A 25,092-nucleotide genomic window follows, 5' to 3' on the forward strand; every position below is an offset into this window, starting at 1 on the left:
AAGGAGCGGCGCTTAAGCCCTCCTTCTTTATTTTTCTTTCTCTATATCAATACTAATTTCAAGTACAGTATCAAAAGAAATTGTATCGACTTTAAAGCGGTATATACGATCGTAATGTTTGTACGTTTTGTTTTCGATTGCTTTTTTGAGTAGGTCTTTATTTTTTGCGATACTTTGAATGTTTTTCGTTAAAAGATGCTGGAGGTCATTATGGATAGAAGTGGTCATATTTTCGAGTGTTAGATTGTCTAAATCATATTTTTCTCGATTTATTATTTTTATTTTAATCTCTTGAATTGTTAAGAGACGTTTATTTTCTGTGTTCAACTTTTCTTGATCTTCGAGAAGGACGTGGAGCTTTGCTTCTTGTTTTTCTATAATTTCTCTTTGTTCTGCTATTTTACTAGCTTGTTCTTCTTGAAAAACACCGTATATGTACAAAAAAATAAACCAGCTCAACACGCCTCCAACAGCAGCACCAGCTAAAACTAAGTACCATCTTTTTGCTGTATTGGCACTTGGCACTCTCATACATGTTCCTGCGTTAGCCATTTAATAATAATAAGACCTGTTTGCATACCGCCAGTTGCGAAAAAAATAAGGAGAATTTGTTTTACGATATCTTTCATATCTCCGCCAAAGAAGCTTCTTTCAAAGCTATAAAAGGTATCAAATGTTCCGCCGATTGCTGCAACGAGTGCCCAAATTCTTAAATTTTGGGCGAATTGATTAATGTAAGTTAGAGCTGGTTTTCCGATAAGAAACGCACCAAATCCACCAATTAATGAACCGCCAAGTATAACCCCAAAGGCAATAAAATAACTAATAATAAGCAGAGAGAAAAAAGTATGTTCTCTTACATCCATCGTCATTCCCCTTTCTTCTTCATATATATGGACAAAGTATAAGAAGTATGTTTTGATTTCCGCTTTCCTCATCACCTATAATAAAAGTAGTCAAATAGGTAAAGAGAGGGTACAACAGTGAAGTTTGTGCATTTACAATGTCAAACCGTTTTTAGTTTATTAAAAAGTGCTTGTAAAATTGATGAGCTTGTAGTCAGGGCGAAAGAACTCGGTTTTTCATCGCTGGCTATTACGGATGAAAATGTTATGTATGGTGTTATTCCGTTTTATAAAGCATGTAAGAAACATGGTATACAGCCTGTTATTGGATTAACCGCTTCTATTTTTAGTGAAGAAGAAGAAAGGTCTTATCCGCTTGTATTACTTGCTGAGAATGAAATAGGCTACCAAAATTTATTAAAGATTTCTAGCAGTATTATGACGAAGTCAAAAGAGGGTATTCCGAAGAAGTGGCTTGCGCATTATGCGAAAGGATTAATTGCTATTTCACCAGGTAAAGATGGCGAAATTGAGCAATTATTACTAGAAGACAATGAGAGTCAGGCTGAAGAAGTAGCTCGCACATATCAAAATATGTTCGGCCATTTTTATATGAGTTTGCAACATCATGCGATTCAAGATGAGTTGCTTTTACAAGAGAAACTACCTGAATTTATTAGTAGGGTTAATATTCCAGTCGTTGCAACAAACGATGTGCGCTATATCAATCAAAGTGACGCGCTCGTTCACGAATGTTTACTATCTGTTGAAAGTGGAACGAAAATGACTGATCCAGATAGGCCGAGGCTGAAAACAGATCAATATTATTTAAAGTCATCGGATGAAATGGAAGCACTATTTTCTCACACGGAAGAGGCGATTTACAACACTGTAAAAATTGCAGAACGTTGTAAAGTAGAAATACCGTTTCATGTAAATCAATTACCGAAATTTCCTGTTCCATCTAACGAGACGAATGATATTTACTTACGCCGTGTTTGTGAAGAAGGCTTGCATAAACGTTATGGTACGCCAAAAGAAGTGCATATAAAGCGTTTGAATCATGAACTAAACGTCATTTCTAGTATGGGATTTAGTGATTATTTTCTCATCGTATGGGACTTTATGAAGTATGCACATGAAAATCATATTTTAACAGGACCAGGCCGTGGATCGGCAGCTGGCTCACTCGTTTCGTACGTATTAGAAATTACAGATATTGATCCAATTGAATACGATTTGTTATTTGAAAGATTTTTAAATCCCGAACGTGTGACCCTTCCGGACATTGATATCGATTTTCCAGATATAAGACGTGATGAGATGATCCGATATGTGAAAGATAAGTATGGTCAGCTCCGCGTGGCGCAAATTGTAACGTTTGGGACGCTTGCAGCGAAAGCAGCAATTAGAGATATTGCTCGTGTAATGGGGCTTCCGCCGCGAGACATTGACATATTTTCAAAACTTATTCCATCGAAGCTTGGTATAACGTTAAAAGATGCATATGAAGAATCACAATCACTCCGTGAGTTTATACAAGGGAATCTTCTTCATGAGCGTGTGTTTGAAATTGCAAAACGTGTAGAAGGCTTACCTCGTCATACGTCTATTCATGCCGCTGGCGTTATTATGAGTCAAGAACCGTTAACGGGTAGTGTAGCAATTCAAGAAGGACATAACGATGTTTATGTTACGCAATATCCTGCTGATGCATTAGAAGAACTCGGGTTGCTCAAGATGGACTTTTTAGGCTTACGTAATTTAACGTTACTTGAAAATATTATAAAGTTTATTGTGAAAAAAAAGGGGAAAGAAATTGATATAAGGAATTTACCTCTCCAAGATGAAAAGACGTTCCAATTGCTAGGGAGAGGGGATACAACGGGAGTATTCCAGCTTGAATCAGGTGGTATGCGAAATGTACTTCGCGGATTAAAACCGAATGAGTTTGAAGACATTGTCGCTGTTAACTCGTTATACAGACCAGGACCGATGGAACAAATCCCAACCTTTATTGAATCGAAGCACGGAAAAAGAAAAATTGAATATTTACATCCGGATTTAAAGCCGATTTTAAAAAGAACATACGGTGTAATTGTATACCAAGAACAAATTATGCAAATTGCATCGAAGTTAGCAGGATTTTCGCTCGGAGAAGCAGATTTATTACGCCGAGCAGTGAGTAAAAAAAATCGTGATATTTTAGATCAGGAACGTCAGCATTTCGTGCAGGGTTGTTTGCGAAATGGATACGATGAGACATCAGCAGAGAAAATTTACGATTTAATTGTAAGATTTGCGAATTATGGTTTTAACCGAAGTCACGCTGTAGCTTACAGTATGATCGGATATCAGCTTGCCTACTTAAAAGCGAATTATACGTTGGAATTTATGACAGCATTATTATCAAGTGCAATTGGAAATGAAGATAAGATTGTGCAGTATATACGAGAAACGAAGCGGAAAGGTTTCCACGTTTTGCCACCGTCACTTCAGAAGAGTGGTTACAACTTCCAAATAGAAGGGAATGCGATACGTTACAGCTTACTTTCAATTCGAAATATCGGAATGGCCACAGTGACGGCATTGTTAGAAGAACGAGAGAGCAAAATGTTTGAGGATTTATTTGAATTTTGTCTTCGTATGCCAGCGAAGTTTGTAACAGAACGAAATTTAGAGGCGTTCGTCTGGTCGGGATGTTTTGACGATTTTGGTATTTCGAGAACGAATTTATGGAAAAGCCTTAAAGGAGCGTTAGAGTACGCAAATCTTGCCCGTGATTTAGGGGATGCTGTTCCAAAATCAAAATATGTACAAGGAGAAGAGCTCTCTTTTATTGAACAGTTAAATAAAGAGAAGGAAGCACTTGGCTTTTATTTATCAAGCTATCCGACAGCGCAGTATGTGAAGTTAGCAAAAGAATTAGAAATTCCATCTCTCGCTCAGGCGATGCGAAATAAGAAAAAAGTACAAAGGGCTATCGTGTATATAACAAGTGTGAGAGTCATTCGTACGAAAAAATTGCAAAAGATGGCGTTTATTACATTCTGTGATCAAAATGATGAAATGGAAGCGGTTGTTTTCCCGGACACGTATATACATTTCTCAGACAAGTTACAAGAAGGGGCAATTGTTTTAGTTGACGGTACGATTGAGCTAAGAAATCATAAGCTGCAATGGATTGTAAACGGACTATATCCGTTAGAAGAAATGGATGTTTATGAAGAAAAGAAAGATGCATCTGTTTACGTGAAATTGCCGTCTCAGTATGAAAAAAAGCTTTTGAATCAGGTTACAAAAATATTGTTTGACTATTCGGGTTTTGCGAAAGTACTAATTTATTATGAAAAGGAACATAAAATGGTACAATTATCTCGAAGTTTATCGATTCATCCAAGTGAAAAATGCTTAAGAACACTTCGTGAAATTGTCGGGGAAGAGAATGTAGTTGTGAAAATATAATGGACAATTTCCCTACACTTCGATTATTATAGTAGTAGTGTTCGTGGTCAGACCACTTGGAGAAATTGATACCAGCTAGAATAATTTGAGGAGAGTGGATAGTTTGTCAACACTTCGTGAAGAAGCACTTCACATGCATAAAGTGCATCAAGGAAAATTAGAAACTGTATCAAAAGTAAAAGTAGAAAATGCAAAAGATTTAAGTCTTGCATATTCTCCAGGGGTTGCAGAGCCTTGTAAAGAAATTTATGACGATAAAAGTAAGGTATATGAATATACGATGAAGGGAAATATGGTAGCAGTTGTGACGGATGGAACGGCTGTACTTGGTCTTGGTAACATTGGACCTGAAGCATCTCTTCCAGTAATGGAAGGTAAAGCTGTATTATTCAAGAGCTTTGCTGGTGTAGATGCATTCCCAATCGCCTTAAATACAAACGATGTAGATAAAATTGTTGAAACTGTAAAATTAATGGAGCCAACTTTTGGCGGCGTTAACTTAGAAGATATCGCAGCACCAAACTGCTTCATTATTGAAGAACGTTTGAAGAAAGAAACAAATATTCCTATCTTCCATGATGATCAACACGGAACAGCTATCGTAACAGTAGCGGGCCTTGTGAATGCGCTGAAATTAGTTGGAAAGAAAATGTCTGACATTAAAGTTGTCGCAAATGGCGCAGGTGCAGCAGGTATTGCAATTATTAAACTTTTATATCGCTATGGAGTACGCGACATTATTATGTGTGACCGTAAAGGTGCAATCTATGATGGTCGTCCTACTGGTATGAATCCAGTGAAAGATGAAGTTGCAAAATATACAAACAAGAATCGTATAGAAGGTTCTTTAGCTGATGTTGTACAAGGTGCGGACGTATTCATTGGTGTATCTGCAGAAGGTGCATTAACAGAAGAGATGGTTCGTACAATGAATGACAATGCGATTATTTTTGCAATGGCGAATCCGGTTCCGGAAATTATGCCAGAATTGGCAAAAGCAGCGGGCGCAGCTGTTGTTGGAACAGGTCGTTCTGACTTCCCGAACCAAGTAAATAATGTACTGGCGTTCCCTGGTATTTTCCGCGGTGCACTTGACGTACATGCGACACAAATTAACGAAGAAATGAAGATGGCAGCTGTACAGGCTATTGCTGAGCTTGTAGCAGAAGATGAGTTGAATGCAGACTATATCATTCCGGCACCGTTTGACGCGCGTGTAGCGCCTCGAGTGGCAGCTTACGTTGCGAAAGCAGCAATGGAGACAGGAGTAGCTCGTCGTCAAGTAGATCCAAATGAAGTTGCTGAGAAAACAAAACAATTAGCGCTGATTGGTAAAGAATAAGCGAGGAATTTCCATTGACATCATCAAATACAAAAGTATATCTCGAAATTGTAAAAAAAATCCGTTCCATTATGGAAGAGGATGGATTGGTAGCAGGGGATCGTTTGCCGTCTGAGCGGGAGCTAAGTTCACGCTTAAACGTAGGACGCTCATCTGTAAGAGAAGCATTGCGTGCTTTAGAACTGGTAGGGTTAATTGAAACGAGACGTGGTGAAGGGACGTTTATTCGAAACTTTTACGATAACGGTCTTGTACAACTAATTGCTCCGTTTCTATTGCAAGATGAGAAAACAATTCGTGATTTATTACAAACAAAACGATTGCTTGAGAAAGATATGATTCGAATTGTATGTAATTTACCGAAAGAAACATTTTCTAAAGTGCTAAGTAGATTACAGAAAGTGCTTGAAGAAAATGAAAGTTCGATTCCAATGCTTCACCAAACGTTCTTTAAAACACTAATTGAACAAGTCGATAATTATTTACTATATCGCATTTGGATGATCGTAAATGATTACGTAGCAACTCTTTCTTGTAAAGTTTCAGGAGATTCTATCGATATGTATAGAAAGCTTTATGCTACTTTGGAAGAAAAACAAGAAAATGATGCACTAAAAATTTACGATGAATTAGTAGAGAATATACAGTTTCACTCGTAATGTATAAAATTTGTCGAAATGACCATGACACGTTATGACAAACATTCTACCGCATAGCGGTTAAAGTTAAACGTAAAGAGAGAGGTTATTAGACAGATTGAGAAGATAAGGCTAACATCAAACATTGGTGTTAGCCCCATTTTCTTCTTACGCTAACCTTAGCTCTCAACGAAGGGGGTCAAATTGTGCTAAGAGATTTATTCGTGAAAAAGAAAAAGTATGCTGCAATACCTTCAGAACAAGTACGAAAAGATGTACCAGATGGCGTTATGACAAAATGTCCGAAATGTAAAAAAATCATGTATACGAAAGAACTTCTGAAAAATTTAAAAGTATGTGTGAACTGTGGATATCATCATCCTATGAATGCATGGGAGCGCCTTGATAGTATATTGGACGAAGGGTCATTCCGTGAGTATGACAAAGAAATGGTTTCATTAAATCCACTCGAGTTTCCGGGATATGAAGAGAAATTAGAGAACGATCGTAAGAAGACTGAATTGAATGAAGCGGTTGTAACTGGTGAAGGAACAATTGATGACATGCTTGTTGTTGTTGCAGTAATGGATTCTCGTTTTCGAATGGGGAGCATGGGCTCTGTTGTAGGAGAAAAAATTGCCCGTGCGGTTGAAAAGGCATACGACTTACAAGTTCCATTTATTATCTTTACTGCTTCGGGTGGTGCCCGTATGCAAGAAGGTATATTAAGTTTAATGCAAATGGCAAAAACAAGCGTAGCTTTGAAAAAGCATAGTAATGCAGGAGGGTTATTTATTTCTGTTATGACTCACCCAACGACGGGCGGGGTTTCAGCGAGTTTTGCTTCACTTGGTGATTATAATCTTGCAGAGCCAGGTGCACTTATCGGATTTGCTGGTAGACGTGTAATTGAACAAACAGTGCGTGAGAAACTACCGGAAGATTTCCAAACGGCAGAATTTTTACTAGACCATGGTCAATTAGATGCGGTTGTGCATCGTGATGATATGAAAGAATCACTTCGTAAGATTTTAGAAGTTCATCAAGGAGGGGAAATGGCTGTATGGCAGAGCTAGAATTTGAAAAACCAGTTGTTGAGCTAAGAAATAAGATCCGTGAACTGAAAGACTATACGAAAAACAGCCAGATGGACTTCAGTGAGGAGATTCGTATTTTGGAAGACAAGCTAGAAAATTTAGAGGAAGATATATACGGCAATATGAAAGTATGGGACCGTGTGCAAATTGCTCGTCATGCAGAACGACCGACAACGCTCGATTATATTGAGCACTTATTTACTGATTTTTTTGAATGTCATGGAGATCGCCTATTTGGCGATGATGCAGCGATTGTCGGCGGCATTGCGAAATATAAGGGGATGCCTGTAACTGTAATTGGGCATCAGCGCGGAAAAGATACGAAAGAAAATATTCGTCGTAATTTTGGGATGCCTCATCCAGAAGGATATCGAAAAGCACTGCGTCTCATGAAACAAGCGGAAAAGTTTAATCGTCCTATTATTTGTTTCATCGATACGAAGGGAGCTTATCCTGGTAAAGCAGCTGAAGAACGTGGACAAAGTGAAGCTATTGCCCGCAATCTATTTGAGATGGCAGGCTTAACGGTACCAGTTATTTGTATCGTTATCGGTGAAGGCGGTAGTGGTGGTGCGCTAGGTCTTGGAGTAGGAGATTACATTCATATGCTAGAAAATTCCACTTATTCTGTTATTACACCAGAGGGTGCAGCGGCAATTCTTTGGAAAGATGCAGGAAAAGCGAAGGAAGCTGCAGAAGCAATGAAAATTACAGCAGCAGATTTGAAAGAATTAGGTGTAATTGATGAAATTATTCCAGAGGCAAAAGGTGGAGCTCACCGTAATCTTTTAAAACAGTCAGAAAATATAGACTTAATGATTAGAAAAACTTTTGAACAATTAAACGGAATTTCGAAAGATGAATTAATCGAAAAACGTTATGAAAAATATATGAAAATTGGGCAAGTTTCGTTTTCAAACGCTTCCATTGGGATAAAATAAGAAAAGCGTGCGTTCCTCTTCGCGAATGCACGTTTTTATTATGAAAAGACACATCTTCTCCATTGTGTTTTTATATTTTTTCGTGTTATTTTATTATAAGGCAAATAATCTTTATGAGGTGAGTACAAATGAAACGTATTGGTGTATTAACAAGTGGTGGAGATTCACCTGGTATGAATGCTGCCATTCGTGCAGTTGTTCGTAAAGCGATTTTCCATGATATTGAAGTATATGGTATTTACCATGGATACGCTGGATTAATTTCTGGTCACATTGAAAAATTAGAACTTGGTTCTGTTGGCGATATTATCCACCGCGGTGGTACGAAATTATATACAGCAAGATGTCCTGAGTTTAAAGACCCAGAAGTACGACTAAAAGGTATCGAGCAATTAAAGAAACACGGTATCGAAGGACTTGTTGTTATTGGTGGAGATGGCTCTTACCAAGGTGCTAAAAAATTAACTGAACAAGGATTCCCATGTGTTGGTGTACCAGGTACAATCGACAATGATATTCCTGGAACAGACTTCACAATTGGTTTCGATACAGCTTTAAATACTGTTATTGATGCAATTGATAAAATCCGTGACACAGCTACATCTCATGAACGTACATATGTTATCGAAGTAATGGGACGTCATGCTGGAGACATCGCATTATGGGCTGGTTTAGCTGATGGTGCAGAAACGATCTTAATTCCAGAAGAAGAGTATGACATGGATGATGTAATCGCTCGTCTAAAACGCGGTAGCGAACGTGGGAAAAAACACAGTATTATCATTGTAGCTGAAGGTGTTGGAAGTGCAATTGACATCGGTAAGCATATTGAAGAAGCAACAAACTTTGATACTCGTGTAACTGTATTAGGTCACGTACAACGTGGTGGATCACCAAGTGCACAAGACCGTGTATTAGCAAGTCGTCTTGGCGCAAGAGCAGTTGAGTTGTTAATTGCTGGTAAAGGTGGACGCTGTGTAGGTATTCAAGATAATAAACTTGTTGATCATGACATTATCGAGGCGTTAGCTCAAAAGCATACAATCGATAAAGATATGTATCAATTATCTAAAGAATTATCCATCTAATCGGCGTAATGTCGGATATTTGGGAACGGTTTCATAATTTTCGGAGGTGCAATATGCGTAAAACTAAAATTGTATGTACAATAGGTCCTGCTAGTGAAAGTATTGAGAAATTAGAACAATTAATGGAAGCGGGTATGAACGTTGCTCGTTTAAACTTCTCTCATGGTAGCCATGAAGAGCACGGCGCTCGTATTAAAAACATTCGTGAAGCTTCAAAGAAAACTGGTAAAACAGTTGGTATCTTACTTGATACAAAAGGTCCAGAAATCCGTACTCACGACTTCGTAGACGGACAAGCTGAACTTGTAACAGGTGCAGAAGTAGTTCTTTCTACTGAGCAAGTATTAGGTACTGCAGAGAAGTTCTCTGTATCTTATGCTGGTCTTTATGATGATGTAGACCCAGGTTCTCGCATTCTAATCGATGACGGTCTTATCGAGCTAGAAGTAATCGAAAAAGCTGACGGAAATATCCGTACAAAAGTTTTAAACAGTGGAACTGTAAAAAATAAAAAAGGTGTTAACGTACCAAACGTAAGCATTAAGCTTCCTGGTATCACTGAAAAAGACGTAAAAGATATCATCTTTGGTATCGAGCAAAAAGTTGATTTCATCGCAGCATCTTTCGTTCGTAAAGCATCTGACGTATTAGAAATCCGTGAATTGTTAGAAGAGCATAATGCTCAATACATCCAAATCGTACCAAAAATCGAAAACCAAGAAGGTATCGACAATATCGATTCAATCTTAGAAGTTTCTGACGGTTTAATGGTAGCTCGTGGTGATATGGGTGTGGAAATTCCACCAGAAGAAGTACCTTTAGTACAAAAACGTCTAATCAAAAAATGTAACGTATTAGGTAAACCAGTTATTACTGCAACGCAAATGTTAGATTCTATGCAACGTAACCCACGTCCAACTCGTGCGGAAGCAAGTGACGTAGCTAACGCAATCTTCGATGGTACGGATGCAATCATGCTTTCAGGTGAAACTGCTGCTGGTCAATATCCAGTAGAAGCGGTAACAATGATGGCTAACATTGCAGTACGTGTTGAAAAATCATTACAATACGAAGATATGTTCAAAAAACGTATTAAAGAGTTCACTCCAACAATTACAGATGCAATTAGCCAATCTGTTGCGCATACAGCACTTGCTCTTGATGTAGCTGCGATCGTAGCTCCAACAGAAAGTGGACATACTGCGAAAATGATCTCTAAATACCGTCCAAAATCTCCAATCGTAGCTGTAACATCTGACGAGCAAGTAGGACGTCGTCTTGCACTTGTTTGGGGTGTACAAGCATTTATGGCTGGGAAACGTGCAGCGTCTACTGACGAAATGCTAGATACTGCGATTCACACAGGTATGGATGCAGGTCTAATCGGACTTGGAGACACTGTAGTAATCACTGCGGGTGTTCCAGTTGCTGAAACTGGTACAACAAACTTAATGAAAATCCATGTTGTTGGTGAAGAAGTTGCTAAAGGACAAGGAATCGGTCGTAAAGCTGCAAAAGGTAAAGTAGTTGTAGCAAAAACAGCTGCTGAAGCTGTAGCGAACGTAAACGAAGGTGATATCCTTGTTACAACAAGCACTGATAAAGATATGATTTCTGCAATCGAAAAAGCTGCTGCTTTAGTTGTAGAAGAAGGTGGCTTAACTAGCCATGCAGCTGTTGTAGGCGTATCAATCGGTATTCCTGTTATCGTTGGTGTAAACGGCGTAACAGCAACTTTAAAAAATGGCCAAGAAGTAACAGTTGATGCGGCACGCGGAATTGTTTATAATGGACATGCGGAAGTGCTATAAGAAGTAATACGGAGAGAAGGAGCGGAGTCCTTCTCTTTTTTTTACACAAAAACATGATAGAACTATTTTAAAACGTCTAAATTTACTTTTACAAGCTGCTTGTTAAGAAGTTTAATGTGAATGGATGTCTTACTTCTGTTTAGTCTATATGAGCGTTTTAGGGGTCTTTAAAGCGATTTGTGAAAGGAGTGCAGAACTGTGAAATGGTTGTTATTCTTGTTGATTTTAATACCGGCGGTTGAGATTACGGTATTAATTGGGTCGAGTCATGTAATAGGTTTATGGTCTACGTTCGCTATGATTGTATTTACTGGTGTTGTAGGTGTATATTTGGCGAAAAGGCAAGGGTTTAAAGTGCTTAGAGAGATTCAATCTAAGTTGAATAGAGGAGAAATGCCAGGCGAGGCAGTACTAGATGGTATTTTTGTATTTGTAGGAGGTATTCTTTTAGTGCTTCCTGGATATGTGACGGATGTAATGGGGTTTATTTTTGTTGTCCCTTTTACTAGGGCTTTATTGAAGCCGCTTGTTATGAAGTGGATGGAATGGAAGTTTAGAAAGAGATCTACTATTATTATTCAGAAGTAGTGCTTAGATTATAGCGATCTAAGCACTACTTTTTTTATTCTGCAAAAAGCCTGATTGGTGCGGGTTAATAATTAGTGGGGGATGAACAAAACCTGATTGATTAAAGTTTCACTTTATTGTGTAGGATATATATTTCCGATTGAACATGTAAAATGGATACTATTTGTTCTTAATGAATAGTATGTAGAAAAAAATCCGCTATATTGAAGTTTTATTTTTGTGTATGAAGGATCGAGGAACGTAATGAAGTCTGATAAAAGCAGGGAAATCATTAATTGAAGCCTTATCTTATATTAATTTGTATATTTATTCATTTACATAAAAAGTAATAAATGTAAGGAATAAATATAAAACAAATAGAATAAAAATGTATTTTCGGTTAAAAAATCCGTTTTTATATGCAAAAAAACAAGAGAATTATCCTTTTTTGAGGCAATTCTCTTTTTGCATGTAGTTAGTATGAAAAAGAAGTACAAGGAATAATGAGTGGGAAATTGCACTCATTATTCCTTAAGTTTTTTGTGTGAATTAGAAATTATTGTTTTGAAGAGGGTGAACCTTTAATGTATTTCCACAAGTCATGGAAGACATGAGCTTTGTGTAATGTATTAAGTAGTACTAATGTGACTGGACCGATGATTAATCCTAAGAAACCGAAGAGCTTAAAGCCGATAAATAGAGCGACTAGTGTCGCTAATGGATCCAGGCCAATATTAGATGAAAGCACTTTAGGTTCCATAATTTGTCTTTGGACAATCACGACGATGTATAGAATGAGAAGACCGATGGCGAATGCAGTGTCGCCAGTGAAAAATACGTATATAACCCAAGGGACGAAGACGGCTCCTGTCCCTAAGTATGGGAGTAAATCTACAACACCTGTAATAATCGCGATAGTAATGGCGTATGGTACGCGTAATATTAAAAGTCCGATTAGTACAATAACGGTTGTCATAGATACGAGTGTAAGTTGCGCTTTAACAAAACCGAACAAAGCTTTTCTTAAATCGACAAAAATAGTTTTTCCGTAGCCATGTACACGATTCGGTAGAAGTTTTCTTGCTTTTTGAGCAAGACGGTGCCAATCGTAACTAATGAAGAAAGTAGCTAATAAAATGAATACAAGAACAGTTAGAGTTGTTGGTAATGCACTAATGAAATTTGTTAATCCACTTATAATAGCTGTTAAAAGTTCTTTCATTTGTGTTGTTGCTTCAGTTCCTAAGTTTTGGATGTTTTGTGTAATTGTATAACGCTGCGGTTCTCCAAGATGATTAAATTTAGAAATTAAATCGTCATAGAGAGGCATAATATGATTAAGTGCAAATTGCTCTGCGAATTTAACGATATCCGGAAACTTTACTGTAACAAGTTGTAGTAAGTATGTTGTGGCAGATATTGCTTCTGTTACAAGGTATGTAACAAGCCCGACGATAGCTCCGAATACGAGAATTAAGCTAACGAGTACTGCTAGTGCGCGAGGGAATTGTAGTTTTTGATTAAGGAAATTGACGACAGGATTAATCAAATAAGCAAATGCAAAAGCGATAATAAAAGGATAGATAAGTCCTGACATGTATAGTAATACATAGAACCCAGCTACCGTTGCTACAATGACAAATATGAGTCGCAATATCATATATAGTAAGTTTCGGTTCAAAGATGTATACCTCCCATTCCAATTTGTATTAGCCTAATTCGTTCAACTTATAACGAGTAGCATTCACTGATTAAAGTTTCACTTTTATGTTATAGTGGAATGATGGATTTTCCCTGCTTTTTCAGTACATGAACGACTGTAAAAGCTTGTTGATGATGCTTCTACTATATGGTAAAAACTTCATTTTCTCTTCTTTTTATTTTACCTGTTTCTTGCTAGAAAAGAAAGGAGAGACCATCGTTTCAAAAATGTATATATGCTTTGATTTTTTTGGGTTGTAGTCTCATTTTGTAAGTTAAAAATGCATACAAAAATGAAATTGTTGGCTTATTCTCATTGGCAAATAGACATCGATATGACATGTATAACGATAGGTTTAAAGGTATTTTTGTTTGGAAGCGAGTTCATTATTTTCAGAAAGGAAGTGCAAACATGATTAGTCAGTCAACGTTATTTTTATTCATACTACTTATTATAGGACTTATTGCTAAAAACCAATCGCTTACTGTAGCCATTGGAGTGTTATTCTTATTGAAGTTTACGTTTTTAGGAGATAAAGTCTTTCCTTATTTACAAACGAAAGGGATTAACCTTGGTGTAACAGTCATTACAATAGCAGTGCTCGTACCGATTGCGACAGGGGAAATAGGCTTTAAACAACTTGGAGAAGCAGCAAAATCATATTATGCATGGATTGCTTTAGCCTCAGGTGTGGCGGTCGCTTTGTTAGCGAAAGGCGGCGTACAATTATTGACGACGGACCCTCATATTACAACTGCGCTTGTTTTTGGGACGATTATAGCGGTTGCCTTATTTAATGGGGTGGCTGTAGGCCCGTTAATTGGGGCTGGAATTGCCTATGCAGTTATGAGTATTATACAAATGTTTAAATAAGGAATTTTATAGTAATATAAAATTTTTGAATTCTTTCTGTTCACAAAAGTCAGATAATTGTTTATAATAGAATTAGAAACTTTGAAAAGTTACATAACAGCAGAGACTTTACACCAGATAAAATAAAAACAACATAAAACAATTTTATAATGATATTGTTTTATGTTGTTTTTATCATAAAACTCTTCGGAATTCATTTTCCTCACTAACTTGTTGTTCTGAGCGTGAGGATTCGGGGAGACATTCACGCTCATGCTTTCCATGTAAGCAATGGACATTAAGAGGGGAACATCGCAACAAATGTGCATGATCGTGCATTTTGCTTGCCTAAAGAGTGAACGGGCGTTCATAATTCATAAGGGGAGCAAATAGATATAAGGAGCAAGGTTGGGAGAATTTTTCAGGAAAAGGAGAGAATGTCATGACTGTTATTCGAGGTTTAGAAGGGGTAGTAGCAACAACATCATCTGTGAGCTCTATTATTGATGATACATTAACTTATGTTGGGTATAATATTGATGATTTAGCTGAGAATGCTACATTTGAAGAAGTAGTGTACTTATTATGGCACCGCAAGCTTCCTAACGAACAAGAACTAGCGGAATTTAATGAAACTGTATCAGAATACTATAAAGTGCCAGGTGAAATTTTAACATATTTAAAACAAGTAGATTTAAAGATCGCACATCCTATGTCTGTTTTACGAACTGCAATTTCCATGCTATCATTATACGATGAGAGCGCTGAAATTATGGATGAAAAGTCCAATTATTTGAAAGCGGTTAAATTACAAGCTCAAGTGGGGACTTTAATTGCCGCTTATGCAAGAATCCGTAAAGGTTTAGATATTGTTGAACCGAGAAAAGATTTATCATTAGCTGCAAACTTCTTGTACATGTTAAATGATCGTGAGCCAAATGAAGTTGAAATTGAAGCTTTTGATAAGGCGCTTGTACTTCATGCAGATCATGAGTTAAACGCTTCTACATTTACTGCACGTGTTTGCGTAGCTACACTTTCAGATGTATATTCTGGTATTACTGCAGCAATCGGTGCGTTAAAAGGTCCTCTTCACGGCGGGGCAAATGAAAATGTAATGAAGATGTTAACTGAAATTGGCGAAGAAGAAAATGTAGAATCATATATTCATAATGCTCTTCAAAATAAAGTGAAAATCATGGGCTTTGGTCATCGTGTGTATGAGCAAGGTGATCCACGTGCAAAACATTTACGTGAAATGTCTAAGAGATTATGCGTGCTTTTAGGAGAAGAGAAATGGTATAATATGTCTATCAAAATTGAAGACATTGTAACAAAAGAAAAAGGTCTTCCACCAAATGTTGATTTCTATTCAGCTTCTGTATACCATTGTTTAGGAATTGACCATGACTTATTTACACCTATTTTTGCAATTAGCCGTATGTCAGGCTGGTTAGCTCATATTCTAGAACAATATGAAAACAACCGTTTAATCCGTCCGCGTGCTGATTATAATGGACCAACACATCAAGTATATGTTCCAATTGCACAACGATAAGCGAAAAACACTATTTCGATAGTAAAAATACGCTTTCAAAAGTCTGATTTTTTTGGAAAGATGTAATGATTAGAATATTTTAATTTGACTAACGGTTTGAACTGAGGGGTTATTCCCTCAGTTTCATACATATGAAATTTCAAACATGGGGGTTATCACATTGAAGACAGGTGAAAAAATTACTGTAACTAATGGTGTTATGAATGTACCAAACAATCCGATTATTCCATTTATCGAAGGAGATGGAATTGGTCCTGATATTTGGGAAGCTGCATCTCGCGTACTAGAAGCAGCAGTAGAAAAAGCTTATGATGGTGAGAAGAAAATCGTTTGGAAAGAAGTGCTTGCAGGGGAAAAAGCATTCAACCAAACAGGCGAGTGGTTACCAGAAGAGACTTTAAATTTAATCCGTGAATATTTAATCGCAATTAAAGGTCCACTTACAACTCCAGTTGGCGGTGGTATTCGTTCTCTAAACGTAGCGCTTCGTCAAGAATTAGATTTATACGTATGTCTACGTCCAGTTCGTTATTTTGAAGGTGTTCCTTCACCTGTAAAACGTCCGGAAGATACTGATATGGTTATTTTCCGTGAAAATACAGAAGACATTTATGCTGGAATTGAATATGCACAAGGATCTCCAGAAGCAGAAAAAGTTCTTGCTTTCTTAAAAGAAGCAATGGGTGTTAATAAAATCCGCTTCCCAGAAACATCTGGTATTGGTATTAAACCAATTTCAGAAGAAGGGACAAAGCGTCTTGTTCGTGCTGCAATTCAATATGCAATTAACGAAAAACGCTCTTCTGTTACATTAGTTCATAAAGGAAACATTATGAAATTTACAGAAGGTGCTTTCAAAAACTGGGGTTACGAAGTTGCGGAACAAGAATTCGGCGATAAAGTATTTACTTGGGCTGAATATGATCGCATCGTTGAAAAAGATGGCAAAGATGCAGCGAATAAAGCGATGGCAGACGCAGAAGTGGCTGGAAAAATCATTGTAAAAGATTCTATTGCAGATATCTTCTTACAACAAATTTTAACTCGTCCACGTGAGTTCGATGTTGTTGCAACAATGAACTTAAATGGAGACTACATCTCTGATGCACTTGCTGCACAAGTAGGTGGAATTGGTATTGCACCTGGTGCAAACATTAACTATGTGACTGGACATGCTATCTTTGAAGCTACACATGGTACAGCTCCAAAATATGCAGGTTTAGATAAAGTAAACCCGTCTTCTGTTCTTCTTTCTGGTGTATTATTACTAGAACATTTAGGATGGAATGAAGCTGCGAAATTAGTAACTGATTCAGTTGAGAAAACAATTGCATCAAAAGTAGTAACATACGACTTCGCTCGTCTAATGGAAGGCGCAACAGAAGTGAAATGTTCTGAATTTGCTAATGAGCTTATTAAAAACATGGATGTAGCGATAATCAAAAACGCATAATTAAAGTGGGGGGTAAATTATGACAATCAAACGCAAGAAAGTTTCAGTCATCGGTGCAGGATTTACAGGAGCAACAACAGCATTCTTATTAGCACAAAAAGAACTTGCAGATGTTGTATTAGTGGACATTCCACAACTGGAAAATCCAACAAAAGGGAAAGCGTTAGATATGTTAGAAGCGAGCCCAGTACAAGGTTTTGATGCTAACATTATTGGAACATCTGATTACGCAGATACTGCTGATTCTGACGTTGTCGTTATTACAGCAGGTATTGCACGTAAGCCTGGTATGAGCCGTGATGACTTAGTAGCAACAAACTCTAAAATTATGAAAAGTATTACGCGCGACATTGCAAAACATTCACCAAATGCGATTATTGTTGTATTAACAAATCCAGTTGATGCAATGACATATTCTGTATTTAAAGAAGCAGGATTCCCGAAAGAGCGTGTTATCGGGCAATCGGGCGTATTAGATACAGCTCGTTTCCGTACATTCATTGCACAAGAATTAAATTTTTCTGTGAAAGACATTACAGGATTTGTTCTTGGTGGACACGGTGACGACATGGTACCTCTTGTACGTTATTCCTATGCGGGTGGCATTCCGTTAGAAACGTTAATTCCGAAAGAGCGTTTAGAGGCAATTGTAGAACGTACACGTAAGGGTGGCGGAGAGATTGTAGGCTTATTAGGAAACGGTAGTGCATATTACGCACCAGCGGCTTCTTTAGTTGAAATGACAGAAGCAATCTTAAAAGATCAACGCCGTGTATTACCGGCTATTGCGTATCTTGAAGGTGAATATGGTTATAGTGACCTTTACTTAGGGGTACCAGTAATTCTAGGTGGTAACGGAATTGAAAAAATTATTGAATTAGAACTTCTTGCAGAGGAAAAAGAAGCGTTAGATCGCTCTGTAGAATCTGTACGTAACGTTATGAAAGTTCTTGTTTAATAATTAAATATAAGCGGAAAAAGATTCGGGGCCCCGAATCTTTTTCTACTATTTAATGAAATGTTTTTTTGAAATAATATGAAAACGCTATCATTTGTAGTATCCTATAATGAAACTGTAGATTTATACTATACATTGCCCTCATCATAGTAAATTTCGGATAAGGTATCGCTTTTAGTAGGATAATAAGGTGAAAAAATCGGAGGGGGTTGTAACATGTTAAAGAAAAAAGTTCAAATTGGTCGTAAAATGGATGAAATTACAGTAGGAGAGAAACTATCTATCACTGAAAAAATTGAGGATAAAGATTTGTTATTGTATTTAGGGCTAACGAATGATGCCAATCCATTATATATTCAGCATGATTACGCATCCCAAACTCCGTATGAAAAGCCGATTGTACCAAGCATTATGCTAACGGGAATGATTACAACGGCGGTTACGAAATATTTACCAGGTCCAGGTAGTCATATTATTAGGAAGGACCTTACGTTCGTGAAGCATGTTCACCATTATGAAACGTTACAAATCCACTTTGAAGTTGTGGCTGTTTCTGAGGAGGCACATACAATTGATATGCTTGTATCTGCTCATGATGAAAAAGGAGAAACGGTTGTTAAAGGTTCATTAACGGTAACGCCACCTTTTAAATCTGTTTCCATTATGGAAAAAGCATTAGATAATTTTTAAAACATGAAAATATGAATAGTGCTAGCATACCTTTAATAAGGGAGCTAGCGCTATTTTTAGTTGAAGAATCCTTCAGCGAACCCTGCAGCAAAATCTGAACAACCCGTTTTAATCGTATCCCAGCTTGGAGCGTTAAAAGTAAGAATACATGTTACTACTAAAGTTAGAATAGGTAGTACTAGTCGCATAATAGAACCTCCACATATGTAACATTCATATATATTAATTATTATATGAAATTATCACATACTTTAATAACTGAAGTCAATTGAAGGAGGGATTTTTTAAGTGAGATGGAAAAGGGAAGACGTTATTTTTGAAACGATAAGAGAAGCTGAAGTGTGGGCAGACGGGATCGCGAATGAAATATACGGAAGGGTATTTGATGGATATGAAACACCGGACTATAAAATAGCGTATGTTCTATCTTTTTTCTTAGCACAAAATCGAGAATTCAATGTTCATACGGAAGTAGAATGTAATGAGAATATAGAATTGTATAAAGTGTGGATAGTAACACGTTAATTGAGCCGAGTGTAATTGTTTTTAGAGATAACGAGAGCATAATCTGAATCCATGAATAGACAATTATATTGAGGGGGGACCTGTTTTCTAGTATGATGAGAATAACGGGGAAAATACTAGGATGAAGAAGGTTTCAAGTCTATAACTTGGAGGAAAAGAATGAACAATCGTATTTTAGTAGTTGATGATGAGGAATTTATCTTAACTTTAATTGAATTTAATTTACAACAAGCTGGTTTTGAAGTTATAACAGCGATGGACGGAGAAATGGCGCTTCAAAAAGCGACAACAGAACGTCCGGATTTAATTATATTAGATTTAATGCTTCCAAAAATGGATGGTATGGAAGTTTGTAAAGAATTACGATTGCAGCGTGTTATGACGCCGATTTTAATGTTAACAGCAAAAGATGATGAATTTGATAAGGTGCTAGGTCTTGAACTTGGGGCGGATGATTATATGACGAAGCCATTTAGTCCAAGGGAAGTTGTTGCTCGTGTGAAGGCGATTTTACGTCGTACGAAATTACAGCAAGAAGAGCAAGTTGCAGAAGCGCCAGATGAAGATAGCATCCTAATTGCAGACCTTAAAATTTTACCGGAGTTTTATGAGGCTTATTTCCAAGGAAGAAAGCTTGAATTAACCCCAAAAGAATTTGAACTACTTGTTTATCTTGCGAAAAATAAAAGTCGCGTGTTGACGCGTGATCAATTATTAAGTGCTGTATGGAATTATGATTTTGCTGGTGATACACGAATTGTTGATGTTCATATTAGCCACTTGCGCGATAAAATTGAAAAAAATACGAAAAAACCGACGTACATTAAAACGATACGTGGTTTAGGATATAAATTAGAGGAGCCAAAAGGGGATGAATAAATTTCGTTCCAGGCTTCTTTTTACATTTGTTTCTCTTATTGTGTTTATTTTAGTTGGACTAGGTTTACTGTTAGAAACCGTGTTTGAAAACTATTATATAGATCATGCGAAAGAGAGAATGGTAAAAGAAACAGGATATGTTGCGGTATTAGCAGAAGAACAAGGTTTTGAGGATGTTTTAAAAAGGCCGTATGTATTTGAAAAGTTAGAAGAAAAAATACCAGCTTCTATTATATTTGTAGATGAAAAAAAGAAAGTTCAATATGGCAAAGGGCAACAATCTGCATTTAGTCAAGAGATGATTAAAGAACTTTCTGCCGAAACAGCGAAACAACGAAATAAAGTCATTACGAAAGAAACGGATCAGAAGAATGAATTTTATCATGCGGTGTTCGTTCAAGATGTAACAGGGAAACAAGGATACATTTTGGTGAAAAGTACAATTGAGCCTTTGAAAGATGTTCATCAAAAAACGTGGGGATTATTAATTATCGGATTTGTTATCGCTTGTCTTGTAGTCGTGTTTTTAGGTATGAAAATTACAGGGCAATATATTAGGCCAATTGAATCAGTTACGAAAGTTGCGATTGAATTAGCGAAGGGAAATTATAAAGCACGTGCTTATGAAAGTCATTCGGATGAAACAGGAATGCTGAGTAAAGCGATTAATATTTTAGCTCGTAATTTACAAGAGATGACACTCGAACAAGAAATGCAACAAGATCGTCTGCATACGTTAATCGAAAATATGGGAAGTGGAATGATTTTAATTGATAGCCGCGGTTATATAAACCTTGTAAACCGTTCTTATAAAGAGACTTTCCACGTAACAGATGAAGAGTATTTAGATCGCTTATATTATGAATCGTTCCATCATACAGAAATTATTGAGCTTGTGGAAGAAATCTTTATGACAGAAGTGAAAGTGCGTAAACAAATGCTATTGCCACTTGGAATTGAGCGAAAGCATTTCGAAGTATATGGAGCGCCGATTATCGGGACGAACCATGAATGGAAAGGGATTGTTCTCGTATTCCATGACATAACAGAGTTAAAGAGATTAGAACAAATGAGAAAAGACTTTTTAGCCAATGTTTCTCATGAACTAAAGACGCCAATTACTTCTATTAAAGGTTTTTCAGAAACGCTCTTGGATGGAGCGATGGATAATAAGAAATTCTGCGAACATTTCTTACACATTATTTTAAAAGAAAGTGAACGCATGCAAGGGTTAATTGAAGATTTATTAGATTTGTCAAAGATCGAGCAACAAGGGTTTAAATTAAATATGGAAACCGTTGATATGAAGGGACTTCTTGAAGATATTCATATGGTGCTTGACAATAAAGCAGGCGAAAAAGAAATCTCTTTACAAGTGAATGTATTAAAACGTGTCTCTGTCATTGGAGATCCTGGTCGTTTGAAACAAATCTTTATTAATTTAATTAATAATGCAATCGTATATACACCGGCTGGAGGCGTTGTTTCTGTTGAATTAGCAGAAGATAAATACAATGCTTATATAAAAGTATCTGATACTGGAATTGGTATTAGTAAAGATGAAATCCCACGTATTTTTGAACGTTTTTACCGAGTGGATAAAGCGAGAAGTAGAAATACTGGTGGTACAGGTCTTGGATTATCGATTGTAAAGCATTTAGTTGAGGCACATCACGGTACAATTACTGTGGATAGTGAAGTTGGGGAAGGGACAACATTTACAGTTGTTTTACCGAAATCGGCAACTGAAAAATAGGATGAAGGATATTTACAATATATTAACAATGGCTTAATTAAATATTAATAAAGCTCTGTTAATATAATACATGAAAACCCCTTCATCCAAGGAGTAATTTTGGACGAGAATAGTTATGCTGTTCTCGTCACTTCCCTTTATGCCAATATAAGTTTGATATATATGAAAGAAAAAAACCGTTATTTTTCTTCTCTCTATTAGTCATGTTAATATAGAGAGAGGAAAGGAACGGTTTTTTTTCTATGTGAAAATCGTTTCAAATTTGTATGGGGAGGTTTCTATTGTGGAAAAAAAAGTCGTATTAGTAGATGGTAATAATATCGCGTATCGTGCTTTCTTTGCACTACCGCTTTTAAATAACGACAAAGGTATACATACGAACGCAATTTACGGTTTTACAATGATGTTAATGAGAATATTAGAGGAAGAAAAGCCAACGCATATGCTTGTTGCGTTTGATGCAGGAAAAACGACATTCCGTCATAAAACGTATAGCGAGTATAAAGGAGGACGTCAAAAGACTCCACCTGAGTTATCAGAACAATTCCCGTTTATTCGTGAGATGCTTGATGCATTTAATGTACCGCGTTATGAACTAGAAAATTATGAAGCGGATGACATTATGGGGACGTTAGCGAAAGAAGCGAGTGAGCAAGGGTTTCATGTTAAGGTTATTTCAGGAGATAAAGATTTACTTCAACTTGTTTCTGATAATACGCTTGTATGTATACCTCGAAAAGGGATTACAGAAGTAGATGAATATACGAAAGAAGCTTTATTTGAGAAATACAGTTTATCACCAAAGCAAATTATCGATATGAAAGGTTTAATGGGGGACCAGTCAGATAATATTCCGGGTGTACCAGGAGTTGGTGAAAAAACTGCAATTAAATTGTTAACGCAATTTGAAACGGTTGAAGCAGTGTATGAAAATATCGATCAAGTAAGCGGGAAGAAATTAAAAGAAAAACTAGAAGCGAATAAAGAACAAGCTCTTATGAGTAAAGATCTTGCAACTATTATTACAGATGCGCCGATTACAGTGCATGTGGATGATATGGAGTATAAAGGATATGAAGCAAGTGATGTGATTCCAATGTTCGAGAATTTAGGATTTACATCTCTTTTGAATAAATTAGGTGTTACGCCAGAAGAAACAGCTCCAGCTGAATTAGATGATATTACATTTGATATTGTGGAAGAAGTTACAGAAGAAATGCTTCAGCAAGATAGTGCACTTATTGTAGAAGTACAAGAAGATAACTATCATAAAGCGGACATTCAAGGTTTTGGTATTCAAAATGAAAATGGTTGCTACTTTATTCAGACGGACATAGCTCTTGCATCCGAGGCTTTCAAAGCATGGCTTGCAAATGGAGAAATGAGAAAGCATACATTTGATGCGAAGCGAGCTATCGTTGCACTCAAATGGAAGGGTATAGATATTCAAGGAATCGACTTTGATTTATTAATTGCTGCTTATTTACTTGATCCAGCTGATACGGATAAAGATTTCCGTACTGTAGCGAAAATGAAAGAAACGCATGCCGTGAAATCGGATGAAGAAGTTTATGGAAAAGGTGCGAAGCGTGCTGTTCCAGAGCTAGAAGTAGTAGCGGAGCATGTAGCTCGAAAAGTGCATGTATTATATGATGTAAAGCAAACGTTCTTAGAAGAATTAAAAAAGAACGAGCAATATGAATTGTTTACAGAGTTAGAATTACCACTTGCACGTGTACTAGCTGATATGGAAGTAAAAGGTGTAAAAGTTGATACGGAGCGCCTTCGTAATATGGGAGAAGAACTTGCAGGTAGATTAAAGGAAATGGAACAGGAAATTTATAAGCTTGCGGGAACAGAATTTAATATTAATTCACCGAAGCAACTTGGGGTTATTCTGTTTGAGAATTTAAACTTACCAGTTATTAAAAAGACGAAAACAGGTTATTCTACGTCAGCTGATGTACTAGATAAACTTATGAATCATCATGAAATTATTCCAAACATTTTACATTATCGTCAGTTAGGGAAATTAAATTCAACTTACATTGAAGGTTTACTAAAAGTTGTGCATGAAGATTCATCGAAAATTCATACTCGCTTTAATCAAGTTTTAACACAAACAGGTCGATTAAGTTCAACAGATCCGAACTTGCAAAATATACCGATTCGATTAGAAGAAGGAAGAAAGATTCGTCAGGCATTTGTTCCATCAGAAGAAGGATGGATTATATATGCGGCCGATTATTCACAAATTGAACTTCGTGTATTAGCTCATATTGCAAATGATAAAGGGCTAGTTGAAGCGTTCCAACATGATATGGATATTCATACGAAAACAGCTATGGACGTATTCGGTGTTGGAAAAGATGAAGTAACTTCGAATATGAGACGACAAGCGAAAGCTGTTAACTTCGGAATTGTGTATGGTATTAGTGATTACGGTCTTTCACAAAACTTAGGAATTACAAGAAAAGCAGCAGCGGAATTTATTGAAAAGTATTTAGAAAGTTTCCCTGGTGTACAAGAATACATGGATGACATCGTAAAAGATGCGAAACAAAAAGGGTATGTGGCTACTTTATTAAATCGTCGCCGTTACATTCCGGAAATTACGAGTCGTAATTTCAATTTACGTAGTTTTGCTGAGCGTACAGCTATGAATACACCAATTCAAGGTAGTGCTGCAGATATTATAAAGATAGCTATGATTATTATGGCAGATCGTTTAGAAGAAGAAGGATTACAAGCGCGTCTTCTTCTGCAAGTACACGATGAATTAATCTTTGAAGCACCAAAAGAAGAAATTGAAAAATTAGAGAAGCTTGTACCAGAAGTAATGGAGCATGCAATTGAACTCGCAGTTCCACTGAAAGTTGATTATTCTTACGGTCCAACTTGGTACGACGCAAAATAAGGAAGTGA

Annotated in this window: 21 protein-coding genes; 17 read left to right on the top strand and 4 right to left on the bottom strand. The window is 36.8% G+C overall.

Going from position 1 to position 25,092, the window contains the following annotated elements:
* Positions 1 to 27: 27 nt before the first annotated feature.
* Positions 28 to 531, bottom strand: coding sequence for a sporulation membrane protein YtrI (ytrI, locus tag JDS95_RS10135; protein WP_001265733.1), 504 nt, complete (start codon positions 529 to 531; stop codon positions 28 to 30).
* A complete protein-coding gene (locus JDS95_RS10140; RefSeq protein WP_002005839.1) occupies positions 528 to 941 on the bottom strand; it encodes a YtrH family sporulation protein in 414 nt (137 codons plus the stop codon). The genes ytrI and JDS95_RS10140 overlap by 4 nt, the downstream gene beginning before the upstream one ends.
* A 42-nt stretch (positions 942 to 983) precedes the next feature.
* On the opposite strand from JDS95_RS10140, the gene dnaE reads away from it, so the two are divergent.
* The 8 genes from dnaE to JDS95_RS10180 all read left to right on the top strand — a co-directional run bounded on the left by dnaE (position 984) and on the right by JDS95_RS10180 (position 11,815).
* Positions 984 to 4,310 (top strand): DNA polymerase III subunit alpha, encoded by a 3,327-nt coding sequence (gene dnaE, locus JDS95_RS10145; protein ID WP_199690443.1) that lies wholly within the window; start codon positions 984 to 986, stop codon positions 4,308 to 4,310.
* A gap of 133 nt (positions 4,311 to 4,443) precedes the next feature.
* Positions 4,444 to 5,652 carry an NADP-dependent malic enzyme gene (gene ystJ / locus JDS95_RS10150; RefSeq protein ID WP_162148121.1) on the top strand — a complete coding sequence of 403 codons (1,209 nt, stop codon included), beginning with the start codon at positions 4,444 to 4,446 and terminating at the stop codon, positions 5,650 to 5,652.
* A gap of 14 nt (positions 5,653 to 5,666) precedes the next feature.
* Positions 5,667 to 6,311: a FadR/GntR family transcriptional regulator gene (locus tag JDS95_RS10155; RefSeq protein ID WP_000204451.1), complete on the top strand. Its 645-nt coding sequence runs from the start codon at positions 5,667 to 5,669 to the stop codon at positions 6,309 to 6,311.
* Positions 6,312 to 6,496: 185 nt separating this feature from the next.
* Positions 6,497 to 7,366, top strand: a complete 870-nt coding sequence (gene accD / locus JDS95_RS10160) for an acetyl-CoA carboxylase, carboxyltransferase subunit beta (RefSeq protein ID WP_000942864.1) — start codon at positions 6,497 to 6,499, stop codon at positions 7,364 to 7,366.
* Positions 7,354 to 8,328 carry an acetyl-CoA carboxylase carboxyl transferase subunit alpha gene (accA, locus tag JDS95_RS10165; protein WP_000818790.1) on the top strand — a complete coding sequence of 325 codons (975 nt, stop codon included), beginning with the start codon at positions 7,354 to 7,356 and terminating at the stop codon, positions 8,326 to 8,328. Before accD ends, accA begins: the two co-directional genes overlap by 13 nt.
* A gap of 128 nt (positions 8,329 to 8,456) precedes the next feature.
* Positions 8,457 to 9,416, top strand: coding sequence for a 6-phosphofructokinase (gene pfkA, locus JDS95_RS10170; protein ID WP_000821156.1), 960 nt, complete (start codon positions 8,457 to 8,459; stop codon positions 9,414 to 9,416).
* 53 nt (positions 9,417 to 9,469) lie between these two features.
* Positions 9,470 to 11,227, top strand: a complete 1,758-nt coding sequence (pyk, locus tag JDS95_RS10175) for a pyruvate kinase (RefSeq protein WP_001232682.1) — start codon at positions 9,470 to 9,472, stop codon at positions 11,225 to 11,227.
* Between the two features lie 198 nt (positions 11,228 to 11,425).
* Positions 11,426 to 11,815: an FxsA family protein gene (locus tag JDS95_RS10180; protein ID WP_000871649.1), complete on the top strand. Its 390-nt coding sequence runs from the start codon at positions 11,426 to 11,428 to the stop codon at positions 11,813 to 11,815.
* Positions 11,816 to 12,350: 535 nt separating this feature from the next.
* On the opposite strand, the gene ytvI is transcribed toward JDS95_RS10180, so the two are convergent.
* Positions 12,351 to 13,475, bottom strand: coding sequence for a sporulation integral membrane protein YtvI (ytvI, locus tag JDS95_RS10185; protein WP_001081386.1), 1,125 nt, complete (start codon positions 13,473 to 13,475; stop codon positions 12,351 to 12,353).
* 432 nt (positions 13,476 to 13,907) lie between these two features.
* On the opposite strand from ytvI, the gene JDS95_RS10190 reads away from it, so the two are divergent.
* From JDS95_RS10190 to JDS95_RS10210, 5 genes are all read left to right on the top strand, one after another.
* On the top strand, positions 13,908 to 14,369 hold the full coding sequence (locus tag JDS95_RS10190) for a DUF441 domain-containing protein (protein WP_000625507.1): 462 nt from the start codon (positions 13,908 to 13,910) through the stop codon (positions 14,367 to 14,369).
* 421 nt (positions 14,370 to 14,790) lie between these two features.
* On the top strand, positions 14,791 to 15,906 hold the full coding sequence (gene citZ / locus JDS95_RS10195; RefSeq protein ID WP_000216095.1) for a citrate synthase: 1,116 nt from the start codon (positions 14,791 to 14,793) through the stop codon (positions 15,904 to 15,906).
* A gap of 160 nt (positions 15,907 to 16,066) precedes the next feature.
* Positions 16,067 to 17,359, top strand: a complete 1,293-nt coding sequence (gene icd / locus JDS95_RS10200) for an NADP-dependent isocitrate dehydrogenase (RefSeq protein ID WP_199690445.1) — start codon at positions 16,067 to 16,069, stop codon at positions 17,357 to 17,359.
* Between the two features lie 19 nt (positions 17,360 to 17,378).
* Positions 17,379 to 18,317, top strand: coding sequence for a malate dehydrogenase (mdh, locus tag JDS95_RS10205; protein ID WP_000153227.1), 939 nt, complete (start codon positions 17,379 to 17,381; stop codon positions 18,315 to 18,317).
* Between the two features lie 216 nt (positions 18,318 to 18,533).
* Positions 18,534 to 19,007, top strand: coding sequence for a MaoC family dehydratase (locus JDS95_RS10210; RefSeq protein WP_000914174.1), 474 nt, complete (start codon positions 18,534 to 18,536; stop codon positions 19,005 to 19,007).
* 56 nt (positions 19,008 to 19,063) lie between these two features.
* On the opposite strand, the gene JDS95_RS31535 is transcribed toward JDS95_RS10210, so the two are convergent.
* Complete coding sequence (locus JDS95_RS31535; protein WP_001241584.1) at positions 19,064 to 19,195, bottom strand: hypothetical protein; 132 nt, start codon at positions 19,193 to 19,195, stop codon at positions 19,064 to 19,066.
* A 100-nt stretch (positions 19,196 to 19,295) separates the two neighbouring features.
* Between JDS95_RS31535 and JDS95_RS10215 the strand changes: the two genes are divergently transcribed.
* The 4 genes from JDS95_RS10215 (at position 19,296) to polA (ending at position 25,084) form a co-directional block, all read left to right on the top strand.
* Entirely contained in the window at positions 19,296 to 19,532 is a 237-nt protein-coding gene (locus JDS95_RS10215) for a hypothetical protein (RefSeq protein ID WP_001267375.1), read from the top strand.
* A 159-nt stretch (positions 19,533 to 19,691) separates the two neighbouring features.
* Positions 19,692 to 20,411, top strand: a complete 720-nt coding sequence (gene phoP / locus JDS95_RS10220) for a two-component system response regulator PhoP (protein ID WP_001065218.1) — start codon at positions 19,692 to 19,694, stop codon at positions 20,409 to 20,411.
* The gene (phoR, locus tag JDS95_RS10225) at positions 20,404 to 22,167 is read left to right on the top strand and encodes a sensory box histidine kinase PhoR (RefSeq protein WP_001032138.1); all 1,764 of its coding nucleotides are present in this window, start codon (positions 20,404 to 20,406) and stop codon (positions 22,165 to 22,167) included. The genes phoP and phoR overlap by 8 nt, the downstream gene beginning before the upstream one ends.
* Before the next feature lie 283 nt (positions 22,168 to 22,450).
* Complete coding sequence (gene polA / locus JDS95_RS10230; protein ID WP_000412838.1) at positions 22,451 to 25,084, top strand: DNA polymerase I; 2,634 nt, start codon at positions 22,451 to 22,453, stop codon at positions 25,082 to 25,084.
* Positions 25,085 to 25,092 lie beyond the last annotated feature (8 nt).

The sequence above is a fragment of the Bacillus cereus group sp. N24 genome (assembly GCF_016483345.1).
In the GTDB taxonomy this organism is placed as follows: domain Bacteria; phylum Bacillota; class Bacilli; order Bacillales; family Bacillaceae_G; genus Bacillus_A; species Bacillus_A toyonensis.